Below are 19,204 nucleotides of genomic sequence, written 5' to 3'. Positions count from 1 at the left end.
CGCCGCGTGCCATCCTAACGGATGCCTTCGCGGGCGCATCAGCGTCGCCAGGGCGAGATGTCTTCGAGGCGGAACTCGCCCACGTACGGGAAGTAATCGATTGTGCCTCCGCGCGAGGCGAGAGTGAAGCCCACCGCGACGATGAGCAGGATGAGCAGCGCCGCGATGATCGCGGTCCATAGCCCGCTCGGGGCTGCCGCATGCACGAGCCTGTGGCCGCCGTAGCGTGTGGTGCGCGCGCCGATTCCCCACCACAGCGACAGGGTCGTGACCCCCACGAGCACACCGGCGTAGATCGCGTAGTGCAGCTCGAAGTTGGTGAGCCACACGATCGCGGCATCGATCGCGAGGAGCACACCCGCCGTCACGATCACCGGGATGAGTGCCTGAAGGATCGCCTCGAGGAGCGCGAGTATCAAGCGCGGAACGGCGAGGAGCACCGCCGCGGTTGTGATGCTTCCTGAGCTTCTTCCCTTGTCAGTCCCCTTTTCCGACGCAATCCACGAGCGTTGCCACGTGCGTGCGAGCGCCGTCATCAGTACGAGCAAAATCAGCGCGGCGAGAGGCACGAGCGCGCCGAATGCTGTAAAGAGCACCATGCCGAGCAGCACGAGTACGGTACGCCGCTCGGGCTCACGCAAGTGGTACGGCACGGGTGGCGGCATAAATCCCTGTGGCGGCATCCCATAGTTTTGCGCGCCGTAGGGCTGCGGTGCGAGGGGCGCTTGCTGGTAGGGGCTTTGCGGAGCGGGTGTGGGGGCGGGCGGCTGCGGCATGTGGTCCGACGCTTGCCACCCCTGCATCGCTTCCTCGTAGTGGGGAGTGGGCGGGGCCGCGGGGGTCGAGATGGGAGCGAATTTCGCGGTCGGTGTTTCGTCGAGGACGGGCATGACTTGGGTGGGATCTTCGTTGGAGACATCCCACTCATCGGTGTCGTCCAATTCATCAGTGGCGTCGCGCATTGCCCCCATGCCCTCCTCCTCTCCCCCTCCGGGACTCAGTGGGCTATGCGGAGGTATCGGCGCAGTCGCCTCAGCTGCGCGAGCTGCTGCATCCGTAGATTCCGCGGCACCCAAACCCGACGCTCCGGCGCCGATTGGACCACCCGGTGTGCCGCGTTCACCCGCCTCAATCCGAGAGGTGGGGAGCTCGGCGGAGGTGGAAGGGGAAGACGGGGACGAGGAGGTTGGATCGTAGTTCCCATACACCCATGCATCCACATCGTGCTCGAGTGCCTCGATGAGCTTCTCCGGCGGCGTGCGATCGCCAGGCTCAGGGGCAAACGCGCCCTTGAACCATTCAATGCACGGCTCCGGCAGCCCCTCGAGGTCGGGGCCAGCCATCGTAGCGAGGTTGTAGACCGTGCCGAGTCGCCCCTTACCGAAGGGCGGGAAGCCGGTCGCGGCGTGGGCGAGCATTGCGGCCCAGGCCCACCAGTCGGCAGCGGCGTCGACGATGTTGTTGCTGATCACCTCGGGGGCAAGATAGGAGATCGTGCCCATCATGAGCCCCGTCGAGGTCATGCGGGACTCTTCGGCGGCTTGGGCGATGCCGAAATCGATAATGACCGGATCGACTGGATCGATGTCGAAGTCGAAGTGCGAGCCATGACCGGTGCGAAGCATGATGTTGCTTGGTTTGAGGTCGCGGTGCACGATCCCCTTCTCGTGAACGTCAAGAAGGGCCTTGCCGAGCGGCAAGCCGATTTCGCGTACGCATCGCAGCGGAAGGTGCCCCCAGTCGTCAATGACTTTCTGGAACGTGGGGCCCGAGATGTACTCGGTGACGAGGAAGGCGACGTCGAGGTCAAATTCGGCGTCGAGAACGCGGGAAACGTTCGGGTGGTTGACGCGCTGCAGGGCGCGCATCTCGCGGCTGAGGCGGGCACGGGCGCGCTCGTCGCCGGCAATTTCGGGGCGAAGCACCTTGAGGGCGACGTCGAGTCCGGCCGCATCGGTTGCGCGGTAGACGATCCCCATTCCCCCACTGCCGATGCGTTCATGAATGGCATAGCCCGAGTCGGCGAGCATTTCGCGAAGGTGCGATTCATAGAAACTGGGGCGGCGCTGGGGCGTGCGCGCGCCAACGTTGCCGCCTGGATTCGTGGGGGTACTCATGCGCCCCATGCTACCGATCCGCCTCATCGATGCTCTGAAGTCGCCACACCCCCTTGAAGTCGATACCCCTAGGGGGTATGTTGGATGCCGGGCCACCAACCGCGCCCACACGAACCAGGACCATCACAAACATCAAGGAGCACACCATGACCACCTCGACCTTCAAGATCACGGGCCTCACGTGCGGCCACTGCGTCAATGCCGTCAAGGAAGAAGTTGGCGAGCTCGCTGGCGTTGAAAACGCCGAGGTCGAACTCGTCAAGGGCGGCGAATCGACCCTCACGATCCAGGCAGATCGCGCCCTCACCAAGGCCGACATCGCCCCCGCAATCGAGGAAGCCGGCGAAAGCTACGCCATCGTCGGATAACTCCTCCCCCATCCCGAACCCGGCCGCACCACACCCCGAAGGACCCCATGAGCAGCACTGAAACCCACACCGCACCGCGCACCGTCACCCTCGACGTCACCGGCATGACGTGCGCGAGCTGCGTCGCGCGCGTGGAGAAGAAGCTGCGGCGCGTGGGCGATGTCGACGCGGTCGTCAACCTCGCACTCGAACGCGCGAGCGTGCAGGTGAGCGACCCGTCGATCACCGATGCGCAGCTCGTCGAAGCCGTCGAAAAGGGCGGCTATGGGGCGCACGTGCGGGAGGCGGCAGCCGAAAGCACATCGATCCACGGCCCCGACACAAGCGCCGAGGAGCGCGCCGCGCGCGAGAAGCGCGACACGCTGAACCGCACGATTCTCGCAGCCATCCTCTCGGCGCCAATTTTCCTCATCTCAATGATTCCGGCGTTGCAGTTCCCCGGCTGGCAGTGGGCGATGCTCATTCTCGCGACGCCGGTCGTGTTTTACTGCGGCGCACCCTTCCACCGTGCGACCTGGGTGAACATCAAGCACGGCGGCTTCACGATGGACACCCTCGTCACGATGGGAACGTTTGCCGCGTACCTGTGGTCGATCTGGGCGCTCCTCTTCGGCGGCGCAGGCGAGATCGGCATGACGATGGACATGAGCCTCGGCGCCGCTTTCAGCCGGAACCACCACGGTGCGCACGAAATCTACTTCGAGTCGGCAGCGGTCATCACGACCCTCGTGCTCGTGGGGCGCTACGCGCAAGCCCGCGCCATCCACCAGTCGAGCGCAGCTATCCGTTCGCTGCTTGACCTCGGCGCGAAGAATGCCACCATCATGGAGCTTCAGTCCGACGGCAGCACCGCCGAAGTCGAGGTTCCCATCGGCGCGGTGCGGGTCGGCGATGTTTTCGTCGTGAGGCCCGGGGAGAAGGTCGCGACAGACGGCGTGATCCTCGAGGGCTCCTCCGCCATCGACCGCTCGATGCTCACGGGCGAAAGCATCCCCGAGGACGTCGCCCCCGGAACCGAGGTCACGGGCGCCACCGTCAACACTACGGGCCGGCTCCTTGTGCGCGCCACGCGCGTGGGTGCGGACACCGAGCTTGCCCACATCGCGAAAATGGTCGAGGACGCGCAAGCTTCCAAAGCCCCCGTGCAGCAGCTCGTCGACAAGGTCGCGAGCATCTTCGTCCCCGTCGTGATCGTGCTCGCGATCCTCACGCTCGTGGCGTGGCTCCTTCTCGGCCACACCACCGAACAGGCGTTTACCGCGGCCGTCGCCGTGCTCATCATCGCGTGCCCATGCGCCCTCGGCCTCGCGACCCCCACGGCCATCATGGTGGGCACGGGCCGCGGCGCCGAACTCGGCATCCTCATCCGCTCCGCACGCACGCTCGAGACCTCACGCGACATCGCGTCGATCGTTCTCGACAAGACCGGCACGCTCACGAGCGGCGCGATGCGCGTGCATTCCGTGACACCCGCCGAAGGCTGGAGCGAAGCAGACGTCCGCGCGCTCGCGGGTGCCGCCGAATCCGGTTCGGAGCACCCGATCGCGCGGGCAATCGTGGAAGCGGCTGGCAGCAGCAGCGATGCCCTCACGCTCGAGGACGCCCAGGCGCATGTCGGTCGGGGCCTCAGGGCACGCGTGAGCGGGGCGCTCGGTGAGAACAAGGGGCCGTGGGAGGTCGAGATTACTGCGGTGTCCGACGCTCGCCAGGCCACCGTCGGAGATGAAAAGCCCGCCCCGGAAAGCCTGCCCGCCCCTCTCGCCGCTTCCCTCCGCGAAGCCGAGCAGGCGGGTCACACGACCTCCCTCGTGCGCGTCAACGGCGAGGTTGCGGGGCTCGTGCGCGTGAGCGACACCGTGAAGCCCGAAGCGACGAAGGTCGTTGAGGAGATTCGCGCGCTCGGCATCGAGCCCGTCATGGCGACCGGCGACAACCCTGCCGCGGCCGAGCACATTGCGCGCGAAGTCGGCATCGGAAAGGTTCACGCCTCGCTTACCCCCGCGGCAAAACTCGACCTCGTGAAGTCCCTTCGTGGCGAAGGGGCAAGCGTCGCGATGGTGGGCGACGGCATCAACGACACCGCAGCGCTTGCCGAAGCCGATCTTGGTTTCGCGATAGGCACGGGCACCGACGCCGCGATGAACTCGGGCGACATCGTGCTCACGGGCGGCGATATTTCGCAGATCCCGACCGCGATTCGGCTCTCACGCGCGAGTGTGCGCACGATCCGTTGGAACCTCTTCTGGGCATTCATCTATAACGTGATCGCGATCCCGCTCGCGATGCTCGGGCTTCTTGGCCCCGTGATCGCGGCCGCGGCGATGGCGTTTTCAAGCGTTTTCGTGGTGAGCAATTCGCTACGGCTCAAGCGGTTCCAATAACAATCGTTCTTTTCTCATGATCTCCAGGAAGATAGGAGCTAGCTCACTCTAGGGTGAAGCCATGAGATCTGAACTCTTTTCACCAGAACACCAGGAAGTCCAAACCAACGACCGCTGGGCCCTCCAGTCCAAGCGAATGCTGCGCTGCCGCCTCGATCCCGGCGCACCCGAAATCGTCTCCTCCGCCGGGGCCATGGTTGCCTACCAGGGCGAGATGAAGTTCAAGTACCAGGGCTCGGGCGGCGGCATGAAGCTCGTCAAGAAGCTGGCCACAGGTGAGGGCGCCAACATGATGCGCACCACCGGCAACGGCGAAATCTTCTTCGCCAAGAATGGCTCGCAGATCTTCCTCATCCAGCTCGAAGGCGAAGCCCTCTCTCTCAACACCTCGAAGATGCTCGCTTTCGACTCGAGCATCGAGTGGGACATCAAGATGATCGGCGGCGGCCTCGGCGCGGGTCTCGTCGCGGGCGGCTTCACGAACCTGTTCCTCCAGGGACACGGCATGGTCGCGATCACCTCGCACGGCGAGCCACTTCTGCTCGACTGCTCGCAGCAGCCCACGTACGTGGATCCGCAGGCCGTCGTGTGCTGGTCGGCGAACCTCCAGCCGCAGATCAAGAACGACTTTAACGCCGGTGCACTTATTGGCCGCGGCTCGGGCGAAGCTTTCCAGCTCGCTTTCCACGGCCCCGGCTTTGTGGTGGTGCAGCCGGCCGAGTACTAAACTCATTCCCCACTTGTGAGGGTGGAGAAAAAGACCAAGAATGCCCCACATGAGGGGTGCGAGGTCGTTTTCTCCACCCTCAGCCATGTGCTCACGGCCAGGGTGGATGCCGGGTAGCCGGCTCGCCGCCCGCTACTCGTCTCGCCCTGCTCACACTTCCCTCGCCCGCCCCCTCTTTTAACGCTAGGCTCGAGTATCGAAAAGCCCGCGGGCCAAACGACGTCCCGCGCGTATCCGCCGAGCACAAGGACCTCCGTGAGCAGCACCTTCACCGACATCCCGTTCCGCATCGCCGTGATTGGCTCCGGCCCGGCCGGCGTGTATGCGGCGGAGACGTTCAACAAAACACCACACGTCAAAAAGGGACGCCTGAAAATCGAGGTTGATATTTTCGACGCGCTCCCCACGCCGTTTGGCCTCATTCGCTACGGGGTCGCGCCCGACCACCCGCGCATTAAGGGCATCACCACTGCGCTCCACCGCATCCTCAACCGTCGCGACATGCGCTTCTTCGGCAACGTCGCCTTCGGGAAGGACCTGAGCCTCGAAGACCTGCGTGAGCGCTACGACGCGATCATCTTCGCCACCGGCGCACTCAAGGACGCCCAACTCGACATTCCCGGGATCGACCTCGAGGGCAGCTTCGGCGCTGCCGATTTCGTCGCGTGGTACGACTCGAACCCTGACTACCCGCGCGAGTGGAACCTCGATGCCGAATCCGTCGCGGTGATCGGCAACGGCAACGTTGCGCTCGACGTCTCGCGCATGCTCGTCAAAAGTGCCGACGAGCTCCTCGCGACCGAGATCGCCGACAACGTCTACGAAGGCCTCACGGCCTCACGGGTCACCGACGTGCACGTCTTTGGCCGCCGCGGCCCCGCCCAGGCGAAATTCTCCCCGCTCGAGACCCGCGAGCTCGCTCATCCGAAGGGCGTGCAGGTCGTTCTGGACGAGCGCGACTTTGCCCAGATCAGCGACGAGGAATGGGAGCGCATCCGGGCCGACAAGCGCATCGATCAGGTCGTCAGCACGTTCGAGGGCTGGCTCGAGGAGCAGAAGAAGCGCGAGGAGAGCGGCGCTGAGCCCACCGACCGCGACGGTGGCGAGGTCAAGCGTCGGCTCCACCTTCATTTCTGGCACCGTCCCGTGGAGGTGCTCGGTGAGGATGGCCGCGTGACCGGCATGAGGTTTGAGCGCACGCGCCTCACGGCGGACGGCTCGCTCGAAGGCACGGGCGAGATGGTCGAGTACGACGTTCAGCAGGTCTACCGTGCCGTGGGCTATTTCGGCTCGGAGTTGCCCGGGGTTCCCTACGACCCGGTGCGCGGCGTGATCCACAACGACGAAGGCCGCGTCACGACGGCCGAGGGCGAGGCCGTGCCCGCATGCTATGCAAATGGTTGGATCAAGCGCGGCCCCGTGGGCCTCATCGGTGCCACGAAATCCGACGCGATCGAAACCGTGACCCACATGATCGAGGACATCGAGGGCGGCGTGCTCGAACCCTGCCCGGACCGCGACCCCAACTCCATAGTGCACCTGCTCGACGAGCGCGGCATCCGCTATGTCGACTGGGACGGGTGGCTGCGCCTGCACGACCACGAAATTCAGGAGGGGGCGAAGCGGCAGGATTCCGACGGCAGCCCCCGACCATCGCTCAAGCAGATCGACCGCGAGCAGATGATTCGGATCGCACGAGGCGAATAGCCCGCCGCCGCCGGGTTCTTGCGGCGCACCTAGCGGCGGATTCCCTCGAGGTAGTCGGCGATACGGTCGATCGCGTTTTCGAGCACGTCCACGTCCGGCAGGGTCACGACTCGGAAGTGATCGTGCGTGGGGATGTTGAATCCCGTGCCTTTTGTGATGAGAATTTTCTTCTGGCGAAGCAGGCCGAGCGCGAATTCCTCGTCGTCCTCGATCTTGTACATGTCGAGGTCGAGCTTCGGGAACATGTATAGGGCGCCCTTGGCTTTCTTCACGCTCACGCCGGGGATCCGTGCGAGGGATTCGTAGGCGACGTCGCGCTGCTCGCGCAGGCGCCCACCCGGGGCCACGAGATCGTTGATCGTTTGATAGCCGCCGAGCGCCGTGGGGATCACGTGCTGCGCGGGGGCGTTCGCGCAAAGGCGCATGTTGGAGAGCATGTCAAGGCCTTCGATGAAGCCTTTGGCATGGTCTTTCGGTCCGTACAGCACCATCCAGCCGGCACGGAAGCCCGCAACGCGGTAGGCCTTGGACAGGCCGTTGTAGGTGATCGTGAAGAGGTCGGGGGCGAGTGAGGCGATCGAGGTGTGGGTCGCATCGTCGTAGAGGATCTTGTCGTAGATCTCGTCGGCGAGGATCATGAGCCCATGCTTACGGGCGATGTCCACGATCCCCTGAAGGTTCTCTTTCGTGTACACCGCACCGGTGGGGTTATTCGGGTTGATCACGACGATGGCCTTGGTGCGCGGCGTAACCTTATCGGCAATGTCGGTAAGGTCGGGAAGCCACTCGTCGTCTTCATCGAGGCGGTAGTGCACGGGGGTGCCACCCGCGAGGGTGACGCATGCCGTCCACAGCGGGTAGTCGGGCATCGGGATGAGCACCTCGTCGCCGTCGTTCACGAGGGCCTGCGCGGTGAGCTGGATCAGCTCGCTCACGCCGTTGCCGAGGTAGATGTCGTCAAGCCGCAGCCCCGGCAGGCCCCGGGTTTGGTAGTGCTGGGCGACGGCGCGGCGAGCCGCAACGATGCCTTTGGAGTCGGTGTAGCCCTGGGAAACGTGCGCCTGGCGGATGAAGTCCACGAGGATTTCGTCGGGCGTTTCGAAGCCGAATGGTGCGGGGTTGCCGATGTTGAGCTTGAGGATGCGGTGCCCCTCGTTCTCCATGCGCGCGGCCTCGTCGAGGACCGGCCCGCGGATGTCGTAGAGGACGTTCTGTAGCTTCGCCGCCTGCGTGAATTCCATGGGCTGAGTGTACTCCCTGGCCTCTACGAGTTATTTTCTCTCCCCTGCCAGCGGAGGTGGACGCTAATTTATTTTGGTGAAAAAATAAGTGGGTCACGGACGACCCCGAGCCCGCACGAGCACAAAGGACTTCCTCATGTCTCTCGCCCGCACCGCCCACTCCCCCGCCGCCTCGCGCTCCTTCCGCGCGTTCCGCACCTGTGAAAACCGCGCCCTCGAAACCGAAAGCGCCCTCTACCTGAGCCGCGCGGGAGTGGGCATCGTCCTCGACCTCACCGAGGGGCGCATGCCTGCCGTCGCCTACTGGGGCTCCGACCTCGGCGAGCTCACGAGCGACGAGCTGGACCTCATCCTCGAGGCAGCCACGGTCGCCCCCAACCAAAATGCCCTCGACATTCCACCCCGCACTGGCCTTCTTCCCCAGGACGCCGACGGCTGGCTCGGCGAGCCAGGCCTCCTTGGCGGGCGCGATAACGGGGCCGGCTTCGCCCCGCGGCTTGGCCTCACGGCACATACGCTCGAGCACAACGTATCCGACGGTTCCGGCGAAAAAGACTCTCTTACTCTCACGCTCGAAGACGCCACGCTTGGCCTCGAGGTCACGCTCACCTTCGAACTTCTGAATTCGGGCCTCGTGCGCATGCGCGGCACCCTCACGAATCGTGGAGAAGGCACCTACCGGCTACAGTCGTTCACGATGGCGCTCCCGGTGCCGTCGGAAGCGAACGAGATCCTTGACTTTGCTGGCCGCTGGACCCGCGAGCGCGAACCCCAGCGCCTCCCGGTGCGCGTGGGTCAGCACCTGCGTGAAAATCGCCGAGGCCGCACGGGCGCCGATTCGGCGTTCCTCATGCACGTGGGCGAGCGCGGCTTCAGCTATTCCTCCGGTGAAGTGTGGGCGCTGCACACGGGCTTTTCCGGCCAGCACAGGCACATTGTGGAGCGCACGAGCGCGGGCGAGACGATCCTTGCGGGCGGCGAAGGGCTTTTCGCGGGCGAGGTTGTACTCGCGGAAAACGAGAGCTATGAATCGCCGTTCGTGTACGCGAGCCACGGCGTGGGACTCGACGAGGTCGCGCAGCGCTTCCACGCGTGGCTGCGCTCGCGCGAAAACCACGTGGATACGCAGCGCCCCGTGACGCTCAATGTGTGGGAGGCCGTGTATTTCGATCACGATCTCGAGCGGCTCAAGGACCTCGCGGATCGCGCTGCCGAACTCGGCGTTGAGCGCTACGTTCTCGACGATGGCTGGTTCGGCGATCGCCGCGATGACTACGCGGGCCTCGGCGACTGGGTCGTGAGCGAGGACGTGTGGCCAAATGGCCTCACGCCACTCATCGAGCATGTCAAGGGCCTCGGCATGCAATTTGGCCTGTGGTTCGAGCCCGAGATGGTGAATGAGGACTCGAACGTGGCGCGCGAACACCCCGAATGGATCATGGGCACCACGATGGAGCGCCTGCCCGAGCAGTCGCGCCACCAGCAGGTTCTCAACCTCGCGATTCCCGAGGCGTATGCACACGTGCGCGATCAGATGGTCCAGATCCTCGAGAACAACGACATCGACTACCTCAAGTGGGATCACAACCGCGACCTCATCGAGGCGGGTTTCCGCGAGACCGGTCAGCCGGCAACCCACGCGCAGACCCTCGCCGCGTATCGCCTGTTTGACGAGCTGAAGGAGCGCTTCCCAGGTCTCGAAATCGAATCATGCTCCTCGGGCGGCGCGCGCGTGGATCTCGGCGTTCTCGAACGCACGGATCGCGTGTGGGTCTCGGACTGCATCGATCCGCTCGAGCGCCAAATGATGAACCGCTGGACGAACCAGCTCATCCCGCTCGAGCTCATGGGTTCGCACGTCGCCTCGGGTGCCTCGCACACCACGGGTCGCCTCCACTCGATCGGCTACCGCGCTGCAACAGCGCTCTTCGGTCACCTCGGCATCGAGTGGGATCTGCGCCTCGCAACCGAGGAGGAAATGGCGGAGCTTCGCGAGTGGGTTCAGCTTTATAAGGAGGTGCGCGATCTGCTCTTCACGGGTGATCGGGTGCGCGTGGACCTCGGCGACGAGTCGGTCGCGCTACACGGCGTGGTGGCGTCCGACGCTTCCAAGGCCCTCTTCGCCTTCACCGCGCTTTCGAGGAGCGACGCCAACCAAACTGGTCGCCTCTACTTCCCGGGACTTGACGATGACGCACGCTACAAGTTCGACGTCGTGATGCCGGGTGCGAAGCCGTCGGGCTACGTCCCCTCGCCCGTCATGAGCAACGCCTCGGGCTTCCTCGCTCCCACGCCGGGCAATGCGCGCGACTACGAGCGCCTCAATGCCGAACTCCACGATCGCGGCATCACGGACCAGGTGCTGAGCGGTAGGGCGTGGGCAAACATCGGAATCACAGCCCCGATCTTGAACCCCGAAAACACGGTGCTGTTCCAGCTCACACGCGTGAGCTGAGCCCGCCGCATCCTCGTTTCGCGTCCGCTCCACCGGGCTTTATCCGGCGGAGCGGACGCAGGCGTTTTGGACTCTGGTACGCCGGTGCGCAGGGATGCGGCGTCCGATACGGTTGCCGCATGAGTGAAGAAGCAACAGTGACGTCAAATCCGCTCCTCGAGGCATCAGCCCTCCCCTACAACCTTCCCGACTTTGCCGCGATCCGCGACGAGCACTACCTGCCCGCGATCGAACAGGGGCTTCGCGAAGCACGCGAGGCCTACGCCGCGATCGCGAACGACGCCTCGGAACCAACCTTTGAGAACGTCGTCGCCGTGCTCGACCAGCCGAGCCGCACCCTGAATCGTGCCGCGACCGTGTTCTACAACGTTGCGAGCGCCGATGGCACCGAGCCTCTTCTCGAGATCGAGTCAAAGGTCTCAGAGCTGCTCACCGAGCTCGACAACGAACTGCACCTCAACCCGCGGATCTTCGAGCGCCTCAACGCCGTGTACGAGAGCCGCGAATCGGCGGGCCTGAGCGCCGAGCAGGTGCGCCTCACCGAGAAGTTCCACCAGCGTTTCACGCTTGCGGGTGCAGCCTTGAGCGAGGAGCAACGCGAGGACCTCGCGAAGCTCAACCTTGAGATTTCGAAGGCGCAAACCGAGTTCAGCCAGCAGGTCACGCGCGACATGAATGCCGCCGCTCTCCACCTGACGAACGAGGACGAGCTCGCGGGGCTAAGCGAGGATTCCAAGGCCGCCGCCCGCGCCGCGAAGGACGCCGGCCGCGAGGGCTGGCTCCTCACGTTCATCCTCCCCACGAATCAGCCGGCGCTCAGCTCGCTCACGAATCGCGACGTACGCAAGCGCCTGTACGAGGCGAGCATCGAGCGCGGCGATCGCACGTGGCAAATGGCCGCCGAAATCGCTGCTCTGCGCGCCCGCAAGGCGGCGATGCTCGGCTTCGAGGATTTCGCCTCGCTCGCCGTTGCCGATCGCACGGCCCGCACCACCGCCGCGGTCGATGAGCTGTTCGCCAAAACCAGCGAGCCCGCCATGACGAACGCCGACCGCGAAGCTGAAAAAATCGCGGCCCGCGCGAAACGAGACGGCATCGACACTCTCGAGCCGTGGGACTGGGCCTTCTACAGCGACAAGGTCAAGGCCGAGGAGTTTAGCGTGGACACCGCGGCTCTGCGCCCCTACTTCGCGCTTGATCGCGTGGTCGAGGACGGCGTGTTCTATGCCGCTGAGAAGCTCTATGGCATCACCTTTAAGCGCCGCGAGGATCTCGTGGGCTACCACCCCGAGGTCAAAGTGTGGGAGGTCTTCGACGAAAGCGGCGAGGGGCTCGGCCTGTTCCTCGGCGACTATTTCACACGCGACACGAAGCGCGGCGGCGCATGGATGAACAACATCGTTGACCAGTCGCTCTCGGAGGGCACGAAGCCCGTCGTCGTCAACAACCTCAACATCAGCGCCCCCGCCGATGGCGATATGGCGCTCGTGTCGCTGGATGAGGTGAGCACGCTCTTCCACGAGTTCGGGCATGCCTTGCACGGCCTCTTCTCGAACGTCACGTACGAGACTCTCTCGGGGCTCACGGTCGAGCGCGACATCGTCGAGTACCCGAGCCAGGTCAACGAGATGTGGATGTTCCACCCGGAGATCCTGCCGAACTACGCGAAGCACGTTGAGACCGGCGAGGTCGTTCCGCAAGAACTCATCGAGGCCGTGACCGCCTCGCAGCAGTGGGGCGAAGGCTTCGGCACCGTCGAGTACCTGCGCGCAGCGGCCCTCGACTGGGCGTGGCACCGCCTGCCCGCCTCTCTCGAGGCCGAGCCGATCGAGGATCCGGTCGTGTTCGAGCAGGCCTCGCTCGAAGACGCGGGACTCATGCACCCGCTCGTCGAGTCACGCTACCGCACGAGCTATCTCAACCACACGTTCTCGGGTGGCTACGCGGCCGGCTACTACTCCTACCTGTGGGCCGAAGTCTTCGATGCCGACACGGTTGCGTGGTACGAGGAGAACGGCGGGCTGACGCGCGAAAACGGCGACAAGTTCCGCACACACGTGCTCTCGATCGGCGCAACGCGCCCGATCCCCGAGGCGTTCAGGGAGATGACGGGCCGCGAGGCACGCTACGAGCCGCTTCTCAAGCGACGCGGCCTCATCTAGTCCTTACTTCAATGGTGGGGCGGTGCCTTCGGGTACCGCCCCGTTTCTTGCCTCCCGGCGCGCGCACCACTTGCGCACGAACCGCACGAGCACAACGATCGCCACGATCGCCGCAATCAAAATCAGCACTGCGGCGATGCCCGCAAGGATCGGAAGCAGCACCGCGAGAATCGCGAGGACCACCGCGCCAACGTCCTCAATCACGCTCACGAGCACGTTTGAGACCGGCTCGGGCGAAACATTGACCGCCGCGCGGGTTGCGGCCTTCGCCCCGTGCGTGCCGAGTGCTGCACCAGTGCCCACGATGGCGTAAATCACCGCCGTCGTCGTGTCTGTTTCGCCGCCGAGCAGGAAACCGATCGCGCCGCCGGCAACGGGGCGCACAAACGTGTTAATGCCGTCCCACACCGAGTCCAGGAACTGGACTTTATCCGCGAGAAAATCAACGATCACGAGGACCGCGGTAATCACGAGCACGTCGGTGCGCTGCATGACTTGCGGAATCTCTTGAATTTCGAGAAGTCGCCCCGAAAGACCGAGCACGAACAGCATGAGGTACGGCCTCACGCCGCTCACGACACCCGAACTCAAGGTCATCATGAAAGCATCCACGGCAGTCTCCTTTGGGTGAGGGCGGGAAAACTGAGGGGCCGACGCTTGCCGGGCAACCGTCGGAACTACCGTACCCAAAGGCGCTCGGGCCGTCACGAGTAGGGTTATAAACATGGCACAGTTCAGGCGTCCAGCATCACTTTCTCCCCAGCGTCAAGAAGCGATCGAGGGAGGTGTCGATCCCGCTCTCAAAAATGAGGCGGCGCACGAGAGTGCCGCGGCGCTCCTTCGCGAGACGCGCGAGAATGCGCGACCCGAGGTTGTCGAGCGCGTGCTGAGACTCGTGGAGCGGGAGGGTCTCGAGGATCTCGCTGCGCTGTGGTCAGGCGCGGAAGCAGCATCGCTTCCCGGTGCCCTGTGGCGGCTGTATGTGCTTCATACGTGGGTTCAGCGCGATACCGACGAGGTGCGGCGACTCTTCGAACTCGGCCGCTCCACGGCGCCGGGGCTCACCTATCTCGTGGGCTTTAGCGACCCACCCACGATCGATTCGATGCGCGTGACACTCGACGCGATCCTTTCGGGCGCATTCACGGGCGATCTTTCGGTGGCACTCTCGCGCGCGGGAGCCGTCGCGATGCTCGCCGCTTACGGCTCTGCCCACGCCGCTGATTCCTCTGAGGCTCGCGCGGAGCTCGCCACGACCCTTGGAAAACCCGCCACTCCCGAAGAGCTCACGGCGCGCGCCGAACGACTTCTCCACACGGGCGAAGCACTCAGCGAGGCCGCCACCTCGGCCGCGGCGGGCACTCTCGCCTAACCACGAAGACCTGCGGATGCTGTTTGTTTACTCACCCACCTGCGAGCTTGAAGCGCACACGCCGCGCACTGCTAGGCTTGAACGCGCGCCGGGCCGCGGTGGCCCCGGGCTCCAACATTTGCCGCTACGAGCGGCCTTCGCGCCGACAGGCGCCCCCGGTCCGGCGCCTCACTCTTCTTTTCTGCGCGTGAGATGATCGACGCTCCGCACGCCCGATTTGGTTACTTTCGGGCGGTACCCTGAGCGCATGCCGCTGTTTTCCCTACCTCGCGAAAAGTCCGTGTATCACATCTTCACGGACCTCGCGCAGTGCGTGCAGGCAAGCTCCGAGACCCTCGCGGAAGCTCTCGCGCTTGAGGGCCAAGCGCGACAAGAGGCGTTCGAGCGCCTCCAGGCGCACGCCATCGATGCCGCCGAACTCAATCACAGGATCGCGAACAGGCTCTCCACTAGCCTCATCACTCCGTTTCAGGCCGATGCCCTTCACGGTGTCGCCTCCGCCATGAAACTTTGCGTCACTGAAATGGAGCGTACGGCCGACCTCACCGTGCGGCTCAACCTCGGCATGCTCCCCAATCGCCTTCTCGAGATCCTCTCGGTCATCGAGCGCGCCGCGGAACTCGTGGTGCAGTGCGCGTGGAAGCTCGAGAACCCGAAGCAGCTCTCGGCATTTGATGAGGACATGCGACGCCTCGCGACCCACGCCTCTGAGCATTCCCGCACGGCGATTGCCGAGCTGTGGGAGAACTACACGCAGCCGTCTGACTTCCCCGTTGCGGCCCGCACACGCGAGGTGATCGGTGCGCTTGAGTGTGTGCAGCTTGCTTTCCAGAACCTTTCGCGCTGCGTCGATTTGCTGCGCGTCAAGGACATCTGATGCTCGCGTGGAGCATCGTTGCTCTTGCGGTGGTGTGGGCCTTCGCGAACGGCGCCCAGGACGCCCCGAACGCGGTCACGACGACGATCGTCACACGTGTTCTCCCCGAGCGGCTCGCCCTCACCTACGCGGCCATCATGAATGGTGCGGGCGCAATGTTCGGCCTCGTGAGCATGGTGTTTTTACATTTCTCACTCGTGCGGGTTGTGGGCGTTCCCGAGGCACTCCTTTCTGAACCTCGCGCCCTTGGCCTCGCGCTCGTGTGCGGCCTATCGACCGCGATCGCATGCCTATTCATAGGCTGGTGGCGGGGCGTTCCCCTCTCAGGTTGGGTGACGACGCTCGCGGCCTTCGCGGGGGCGTTCACTGGTGCCCTCGGCGACATACGCCAGCTTGGCGACATCGCTGTGCTGTTTCTCCTCGTCCTCATCGGCCCCCTCCTCGGCTTTGCCCTCAGCTTCGCTCTCACCCGGGCCGTAAGCCGCTCACAAGCCAAGCGCCGCCTCACAACCGAGACGGTGCGATGGACGCAGACCCTCACCGCGGGGCTCGTGGCCTTCGGGCATGGGCTTAGCAATATCCGCCTCCCGCTCGGGATCGTAGTTGTCGCGCTCGCAGCCCTCGGTGGGTCGGGCACGCGCGTTTCGCAGCTGCACGGATTGGAGTCCGACGGTCCCCTCGGCCACCTTCTTTCCGCGCATGCGGGAATGTCCACCCTGCCACTATGGATTGCGTTGCTTCTTGCGGGAGCGATGGCGCTCGGGACTTTCGTGGGGGGCCGCGAGATCGTGCGCACTCTTGGCCGGCGCCTCACCGACCTCACGGTGAGCCAGGGCCTAGCTGCGGAAACATCAACCGCGGTGCTCCTGTATGGCGCGAGTGTGTGGCTCGGCTTCCCCGTCTCGTCGTCGTTCACGATCGTCGGTTCAATCGTCGGCTCCTCCCTCGCGGTATCGAGGAAGTCGGTCGCGTGGAATCTGCTCGGGCGCATCGCCCTGTGGTGGGTGCTCACGCCGCTCGCGTGTGCGGGGATCGCGTGGGGTGCCGTTCTTCTTGTGCTCCCCTAGAGATCGGCGCGTGGAAACGGTACGCATTTTCACGCGGGCCTCAAGGGCAACCTTGTAGGCTTGGCGTGCAGAGCGTCACGCCCGTGATCGCGGTCCCCGAACTTTTATGGAGGCACACGTGTCCGATTCCTTCAACGGCAACGATCGCCCGCGCCCTACCTACGGCCAAAGCGCCAACGAAGCCCCCGGCCAGTACTCGCCTTATGGCCAGCCGAGCGCCCCTGAGGCAGCGGGTTCGAACCAGTATCAGGGCTCGCCGCAGTACTCGCAGGGCCAGCAATACCAGCAGCAGAATCAGCAGTACTCGCAGCCCCAGTACGCGCCCCAGGGTCAGCAGGGCGCTTTTGGCGGCTACGGCACTCCTTACAACTACGGTGGTGCGGCGGCGAAGCCGAAGCAGAAGCCCATTGGCATCGCTCTCACACTTATCGGTGTGGTGTTCATGATTATTGCCGCGATCCTGTTCGGCGTCGCCGCATGGCGCACCGGTGCCGGTTTCATGGACGAGATGGGTGGTCTCGAAAACTTCGAAAAGTCCAACAGCAAGTTTGAGAGCGGTAAGGCCACCTACGACTTCGAGGTCGACGGCATTGAAATGATGATCGTCTACATTCCGAAAGTCGACGCTGAGAAAGCCACGTGCAAGGCCGTTCTCGAGGACGGAACCGAGCTTCAAGCCGAGGCGGAGTCGTCGGACTCCGAGCCCCTCACCATTGACGGGCAAGAGTACGTCCCCTACAAGGACTCGTTCGTAGCGAACAACGTCGAGGGCAAAGGCACGCTCACGTGTGAAGGTGTGAGTGCACCCGTGTCTGTCATCGGCCCGATCAATCCGTTCAACATGCTCGGCGGCGGCTTCGGCTGGGGCCTTGCCTCGCTCGTGTGCGGCCTCCTCGGCGGCTTCCTGTTCTTCGTGGGCGTCATCGTCATGATCGTGCGCGCGATCGGCCGGAGCAGGAATTAAAAAGCCCGCGAGGGCACAAGGGATGTGAGGAGTTTTCCATGGTTCACGAAAGGGCGGGGGAACTCCCGCTTCCTTCCGACCTGATCGACCCGTCCAAGGTCATCGACGCCTATTATTCGCTGCGCCCGGACCCCGAGAATCCAGACCAGGCCGTGAGCTTTGGGACCTCGGGGCACCGCGGCAGCTCGCTCGATACGGCATTCAACGAGGGCCACATCGCTGCGACCACGCAGGCGATTGTGGAGTACCGCGCTGGGCAGGGCATTCGTGGCCCACTGTTCATGGGGCGCGATACGCACGTGCTGAGCAAGCCCGCGTTCGACACGGCCCTCGAGGTACTCGTGGGCAACGGCGTCACCGTGCTCATTGACTCGGGTGATGGCTACACGCCCACGCCCGCGATCTCGCACGCGATCCTCGTCCACAATCGCGGCAAGGGCGCGAGCGATGATTCGCGTGCCGACGGCATTGTTGTCACGCCAAGCCACAACCCCCCGCGCGATGGCGGCTTCAAGTACAACCCCCCTCACGGCGGGCCTGCCGATACCGATGCGACCTCCTGGATCGCGAATCGTGCGAACGAGATCCTCGCTGGCGGGCTTCGCGAGGTGCGCCGCGTCAGCACCGCGAAAGCGGTCGAGGGCGCCGGGCGCTACGACTTTACGAAGACTTACGTCGAGGATCTTCCTTCCGTTATCAACATGGAGGCGATCGCGAAAGCCGGCGTGAAGATTGGCGCCGATCCTCTCGGCGGCGCCGCCGTCGAGTATTGGGGTCGCATCGCCGAGCGCCACGGACTCGACCTCACTGTCGTTAACCCCGAGGTTGATCCGACCTTCTCGTTCATGACTCTCGACGCCGACGGCATCATCCGCATGGACTGCTCGAGCCCGTGGGCGATGGCTTCGGTTCTTGAGCAGCGCGAAAAGTTTGATATCGCCACGGGTAACGATACGGATTCAGATCGCCACGGCATCGTCACGCCACAGGGCGGTCTCATGAATCCCAACCACTACCTCGCGGTTGCCATCACCTACCTGTTCAATCACCGCCCCGAATGGCCGAGCAACGCCAAGATCGGTAAGACCCTCGTGTCGAGCTCACTCATCGACCGCGTCGGCGCAAAGATTGGCCGAGACGTTCTCGAAGTCCCCGTGGGCTTCAAGTGGTTCGTCCCAGGTCTCCTCGATTCTTCGGTGGGATTCGGCGGGGAGGAAAGCGCGGGAGCATCGTTCCTGCGCATGAACGGCGATGTGTGGACGACGGACAAGGACGGCATCATTCTCGCGCTGCTCGCCTCAGAAATCACCGCGGTCACGGGGAAGAATCCCCACGAGCATCTCGAGGATCTCGTTGGCGAGTTTGGGGCGAGTGCGTATGCGCGCATTTCCGCTCCCGCGGATCGCGAGGCCAAGGCGAAGCTCAAGAACCTCTCCCCCGAGTCCGTGACAGCCACGAGCGTTGCGGGTGAAGAGATCACGGCGATCATGACGAACGCCCCTTCGGGTGATCCGATCGGCGGCCTCAAGGTCACGACTAAGAACGCATGGTTCGCGGCGCGCCCTTCGGGGACCGAGGACATCTACAAGATCTACGCCGAATCGTTCAAGGGCGAAGATCACCTTAAGAGCGTCCAGGCAGCCGCCAAGGATGTCGTAGATGCAGCCCTGAGCAAATAACCGCTGTTCACAGCCGCTTTCAACGCATCATCGGGGGTGTCCGCGCGAACGGATACCCCCGATTTCCTCTCCTGTCGGTGACGATTT

Annotated in this window: 14 protein-coding genes; 11 read left to right on the top strand and 3 right to left on the bottom strand. The window is 64.3% G+C overall.

Features of this window, described 5'->3' with window-relative positions; translation table 11 throughout:
* Window positions 1-38: 38 nt before the first annotated feature.
* Complete coding sequence (locus tag DAD186_RS01385) at window positions 39-2,117, bottom strand: protein kinase domain-containing protein (RefSeq protein ID WP_065248662.1); 2,079 nt, start codon at window positions 2,115-2,117, stop codon at window positions 39-41.
* A gap of 146 nt (window positions 2,118-2,263) precedes the next feature.
* On the opposite strand from DAD186_RS01385, the gene DAD186_RS01380 reads away from it, so the two are divergent.
* The 4 genes from DAD186_RS01380 (at window position 2,264) to DAD186_RS01365 (ending at window position 7,300) form a co-directional block, all read left to right on the top strand.
* Window positions 2,264-2,485: a heavy-metal-associated domain-containing protein gene (locus DAD186_RS01380; RefSeq protein ID WP_065247193.1), complete on the top strand. Its 222-nt coding sequence runs from the start codon at window positions 2,264-2,266 to the stop codon at window positions 2,483-2,485.
* Between the two features lie 47 nt (window positions 2,486-2,532).
* Window positions 2,533-4,866 (top strand): heavy metal translocating P-type ATPase, encoded by a 2,334-nt coding sequence (locus tag DAD186_RS01375; RefSeq protein ID WP_065247192.1) that lies wholly within the window; start codon window positions 2,533-2,535, stop codon window positions 4,864-4,866.
* A 61-nt stretch (window positions 4,867-4,927) separates the two neighbouring features.
* Window positions 4,928-5,593 carry an AIM24 family protein gene (locus tag DAD186_RS01370; protein ID WP_065247191.1) on the top strand — a complete coding sequence of 222 codons (666 nt, stop codon included), beginning with the start codon at window positions 4,928-4,930 and terminating at the stop codon, window positions 5,591-5,593.
* 255 nt (window positions 5,594-5,848) lie between these two features.
* Window positions 5,849-7,300: an FAD-dependent oxidoreductase gene (locus tag DAD186_RS01365; protein ID WP_065247190.1), complete on the top strand. Its 1,452-nt coding sequence runs from the start codon at window positions 5,849-5,851 to the stop codon at window positions 7,298-7,300.
* 29 nt (window positions 7,301-7,329) lie between these two features.
* Here DAD186_RS01365 and DAD186_RS01360 read toward each other — a convergent pair whose 3' ends face one another.
* Entirely contained in the window at window positions 7,330-8,541 is a 1,212-nt protein-coding gene (locus DAD186_RS01360) for a pyridoxal phosphate-dependent aminotransferase (protein ID WP_065247189.1), read from the bottom strand.
* Window positions 8,542-8,677: 136 nt separating this feature from the next.
* Here DAD186_RS01360 and DAD186_RS01355 point away from each other — a divergent pair, with 136 nt between their 5' ends.
* Entirely contained in the window at window positions 8,678-10,996 is a 2,319-nt protein-coding gene (locus tag DAD186_RS01355) for an alpha-galactosidase (protein ID WP_082991021.1), read from the top strand.
* 119 nt (window positions 10,997-11,115) lie between these two features.
* Complete coding sequence (locus DAD186_RS01350; protein WP_065247188.1) at window positions 11,116-13,158, top strand: M3 family metallopeptidase; 2,043 nt, start codon at window positions 11,116-11,118, stop codon at window positions 13,156-13,158.
* Window positions 13,159-13,161: 3 nt separating this feature from the next.
* On the opposite strand, the gene DAD186_RS01345 is transcribed toward DAD186_RS01350, so the two are convergent.
* Complete coding sequence (locus tag DAD186_RS01345; RefSeq protein ID WP_082991020.1) at window positions 13,162-13,770, bottom strand: DUF4126 domain-containing protein; 609 nt, start codon at window positions 13,768-13,770, stop codon at window positions 13,162-13,164.
* A gap of 112 nt (window positions 13,771-13,882) precedes the next feature.
* On the opposite strand from DAD186_RS01345, the gene DAD186_RS01340 reads away from it, so the two are divergent.
* The 5 genes from DAD186_RS01340 to pgm all read left to right on the top strand — a co-directional run bounded on the left by DAD186_RS01340 (window position 13,883) and on the right by pgm (window position 19,117).
* Window positions 13,883-14,530, top strand: coding sequence for a hypothetical protein (locus DAD186_RS01340; RefSeq protein WP_065247187.1), 648 nt, complete (start codon window positions 13,883-13,885; stop codon window positions 14,528-14,530).
* Between the two features lie 247 nt (window positions 14,531-14,777).
* Window positions 14,778-15,407: a DUF47 domain-containing protein gene (locus tag DAD186_RS01335; protein WP_126848229.1), complete on the top strand. Its 630-nt coding sequence runs from the start codon at window positions 14,778-14,780 to the stop codon at window positions 15,405-15,407.
* A complete protein-coding gene (locus DAD186_RS01330; protein WP_065247185.1) occupies window positions 15,407-16,474 on the top strand; it encodes an inorganic phosphate transporter in 1,068 nt (355 codons plus the stop codon). The genes DAD186_RS01335 and DAD186_RS01330 overlap by 1 nt, the downstream gene beginning before the upstream one ends.
* Before the next feature lie 118 nt (window positions 16,475-16,592).
* Window positions 16,593-17,438, top strand: a complete 846-nt coding sequence (locus DAD186_RS01325) for a hypothetical protein (RefSeq protein ID WP_065247184.1) — start codon at window positions 16,593-16,595, stop codon at window positions 17,436-17,438.
* A 38-nt stretch (window positions 17,439-17,476) separates the two neighbouring features.
* Entirely contained in the window at window positions 17,477-19,117 is a 1,641-nt protein-coding gene (gene pgm, locus DAD186_RS01320) for a phosphoglucomutase (alpha-D-glucose-1,6-bisphosphate-dependent) (RefSeq protein ID WP_065247183.1), read from the top strand.
* Window positions 19,118-19,204: the final 87 nt, after the last annotated feature.

Source organism: Dermabacter vaginalis, from assembly GCF_001678905.1.
Classification (GTDB): Bacteria; Actinomycetota; Actinomycetes; order Actinomycetales; family Dermabacteraceae; genus Dermabacter; species Dermabacter vaginalis.
This window is presented reverse-complemented; position numbering and strand designations above follow the sequence as displayed.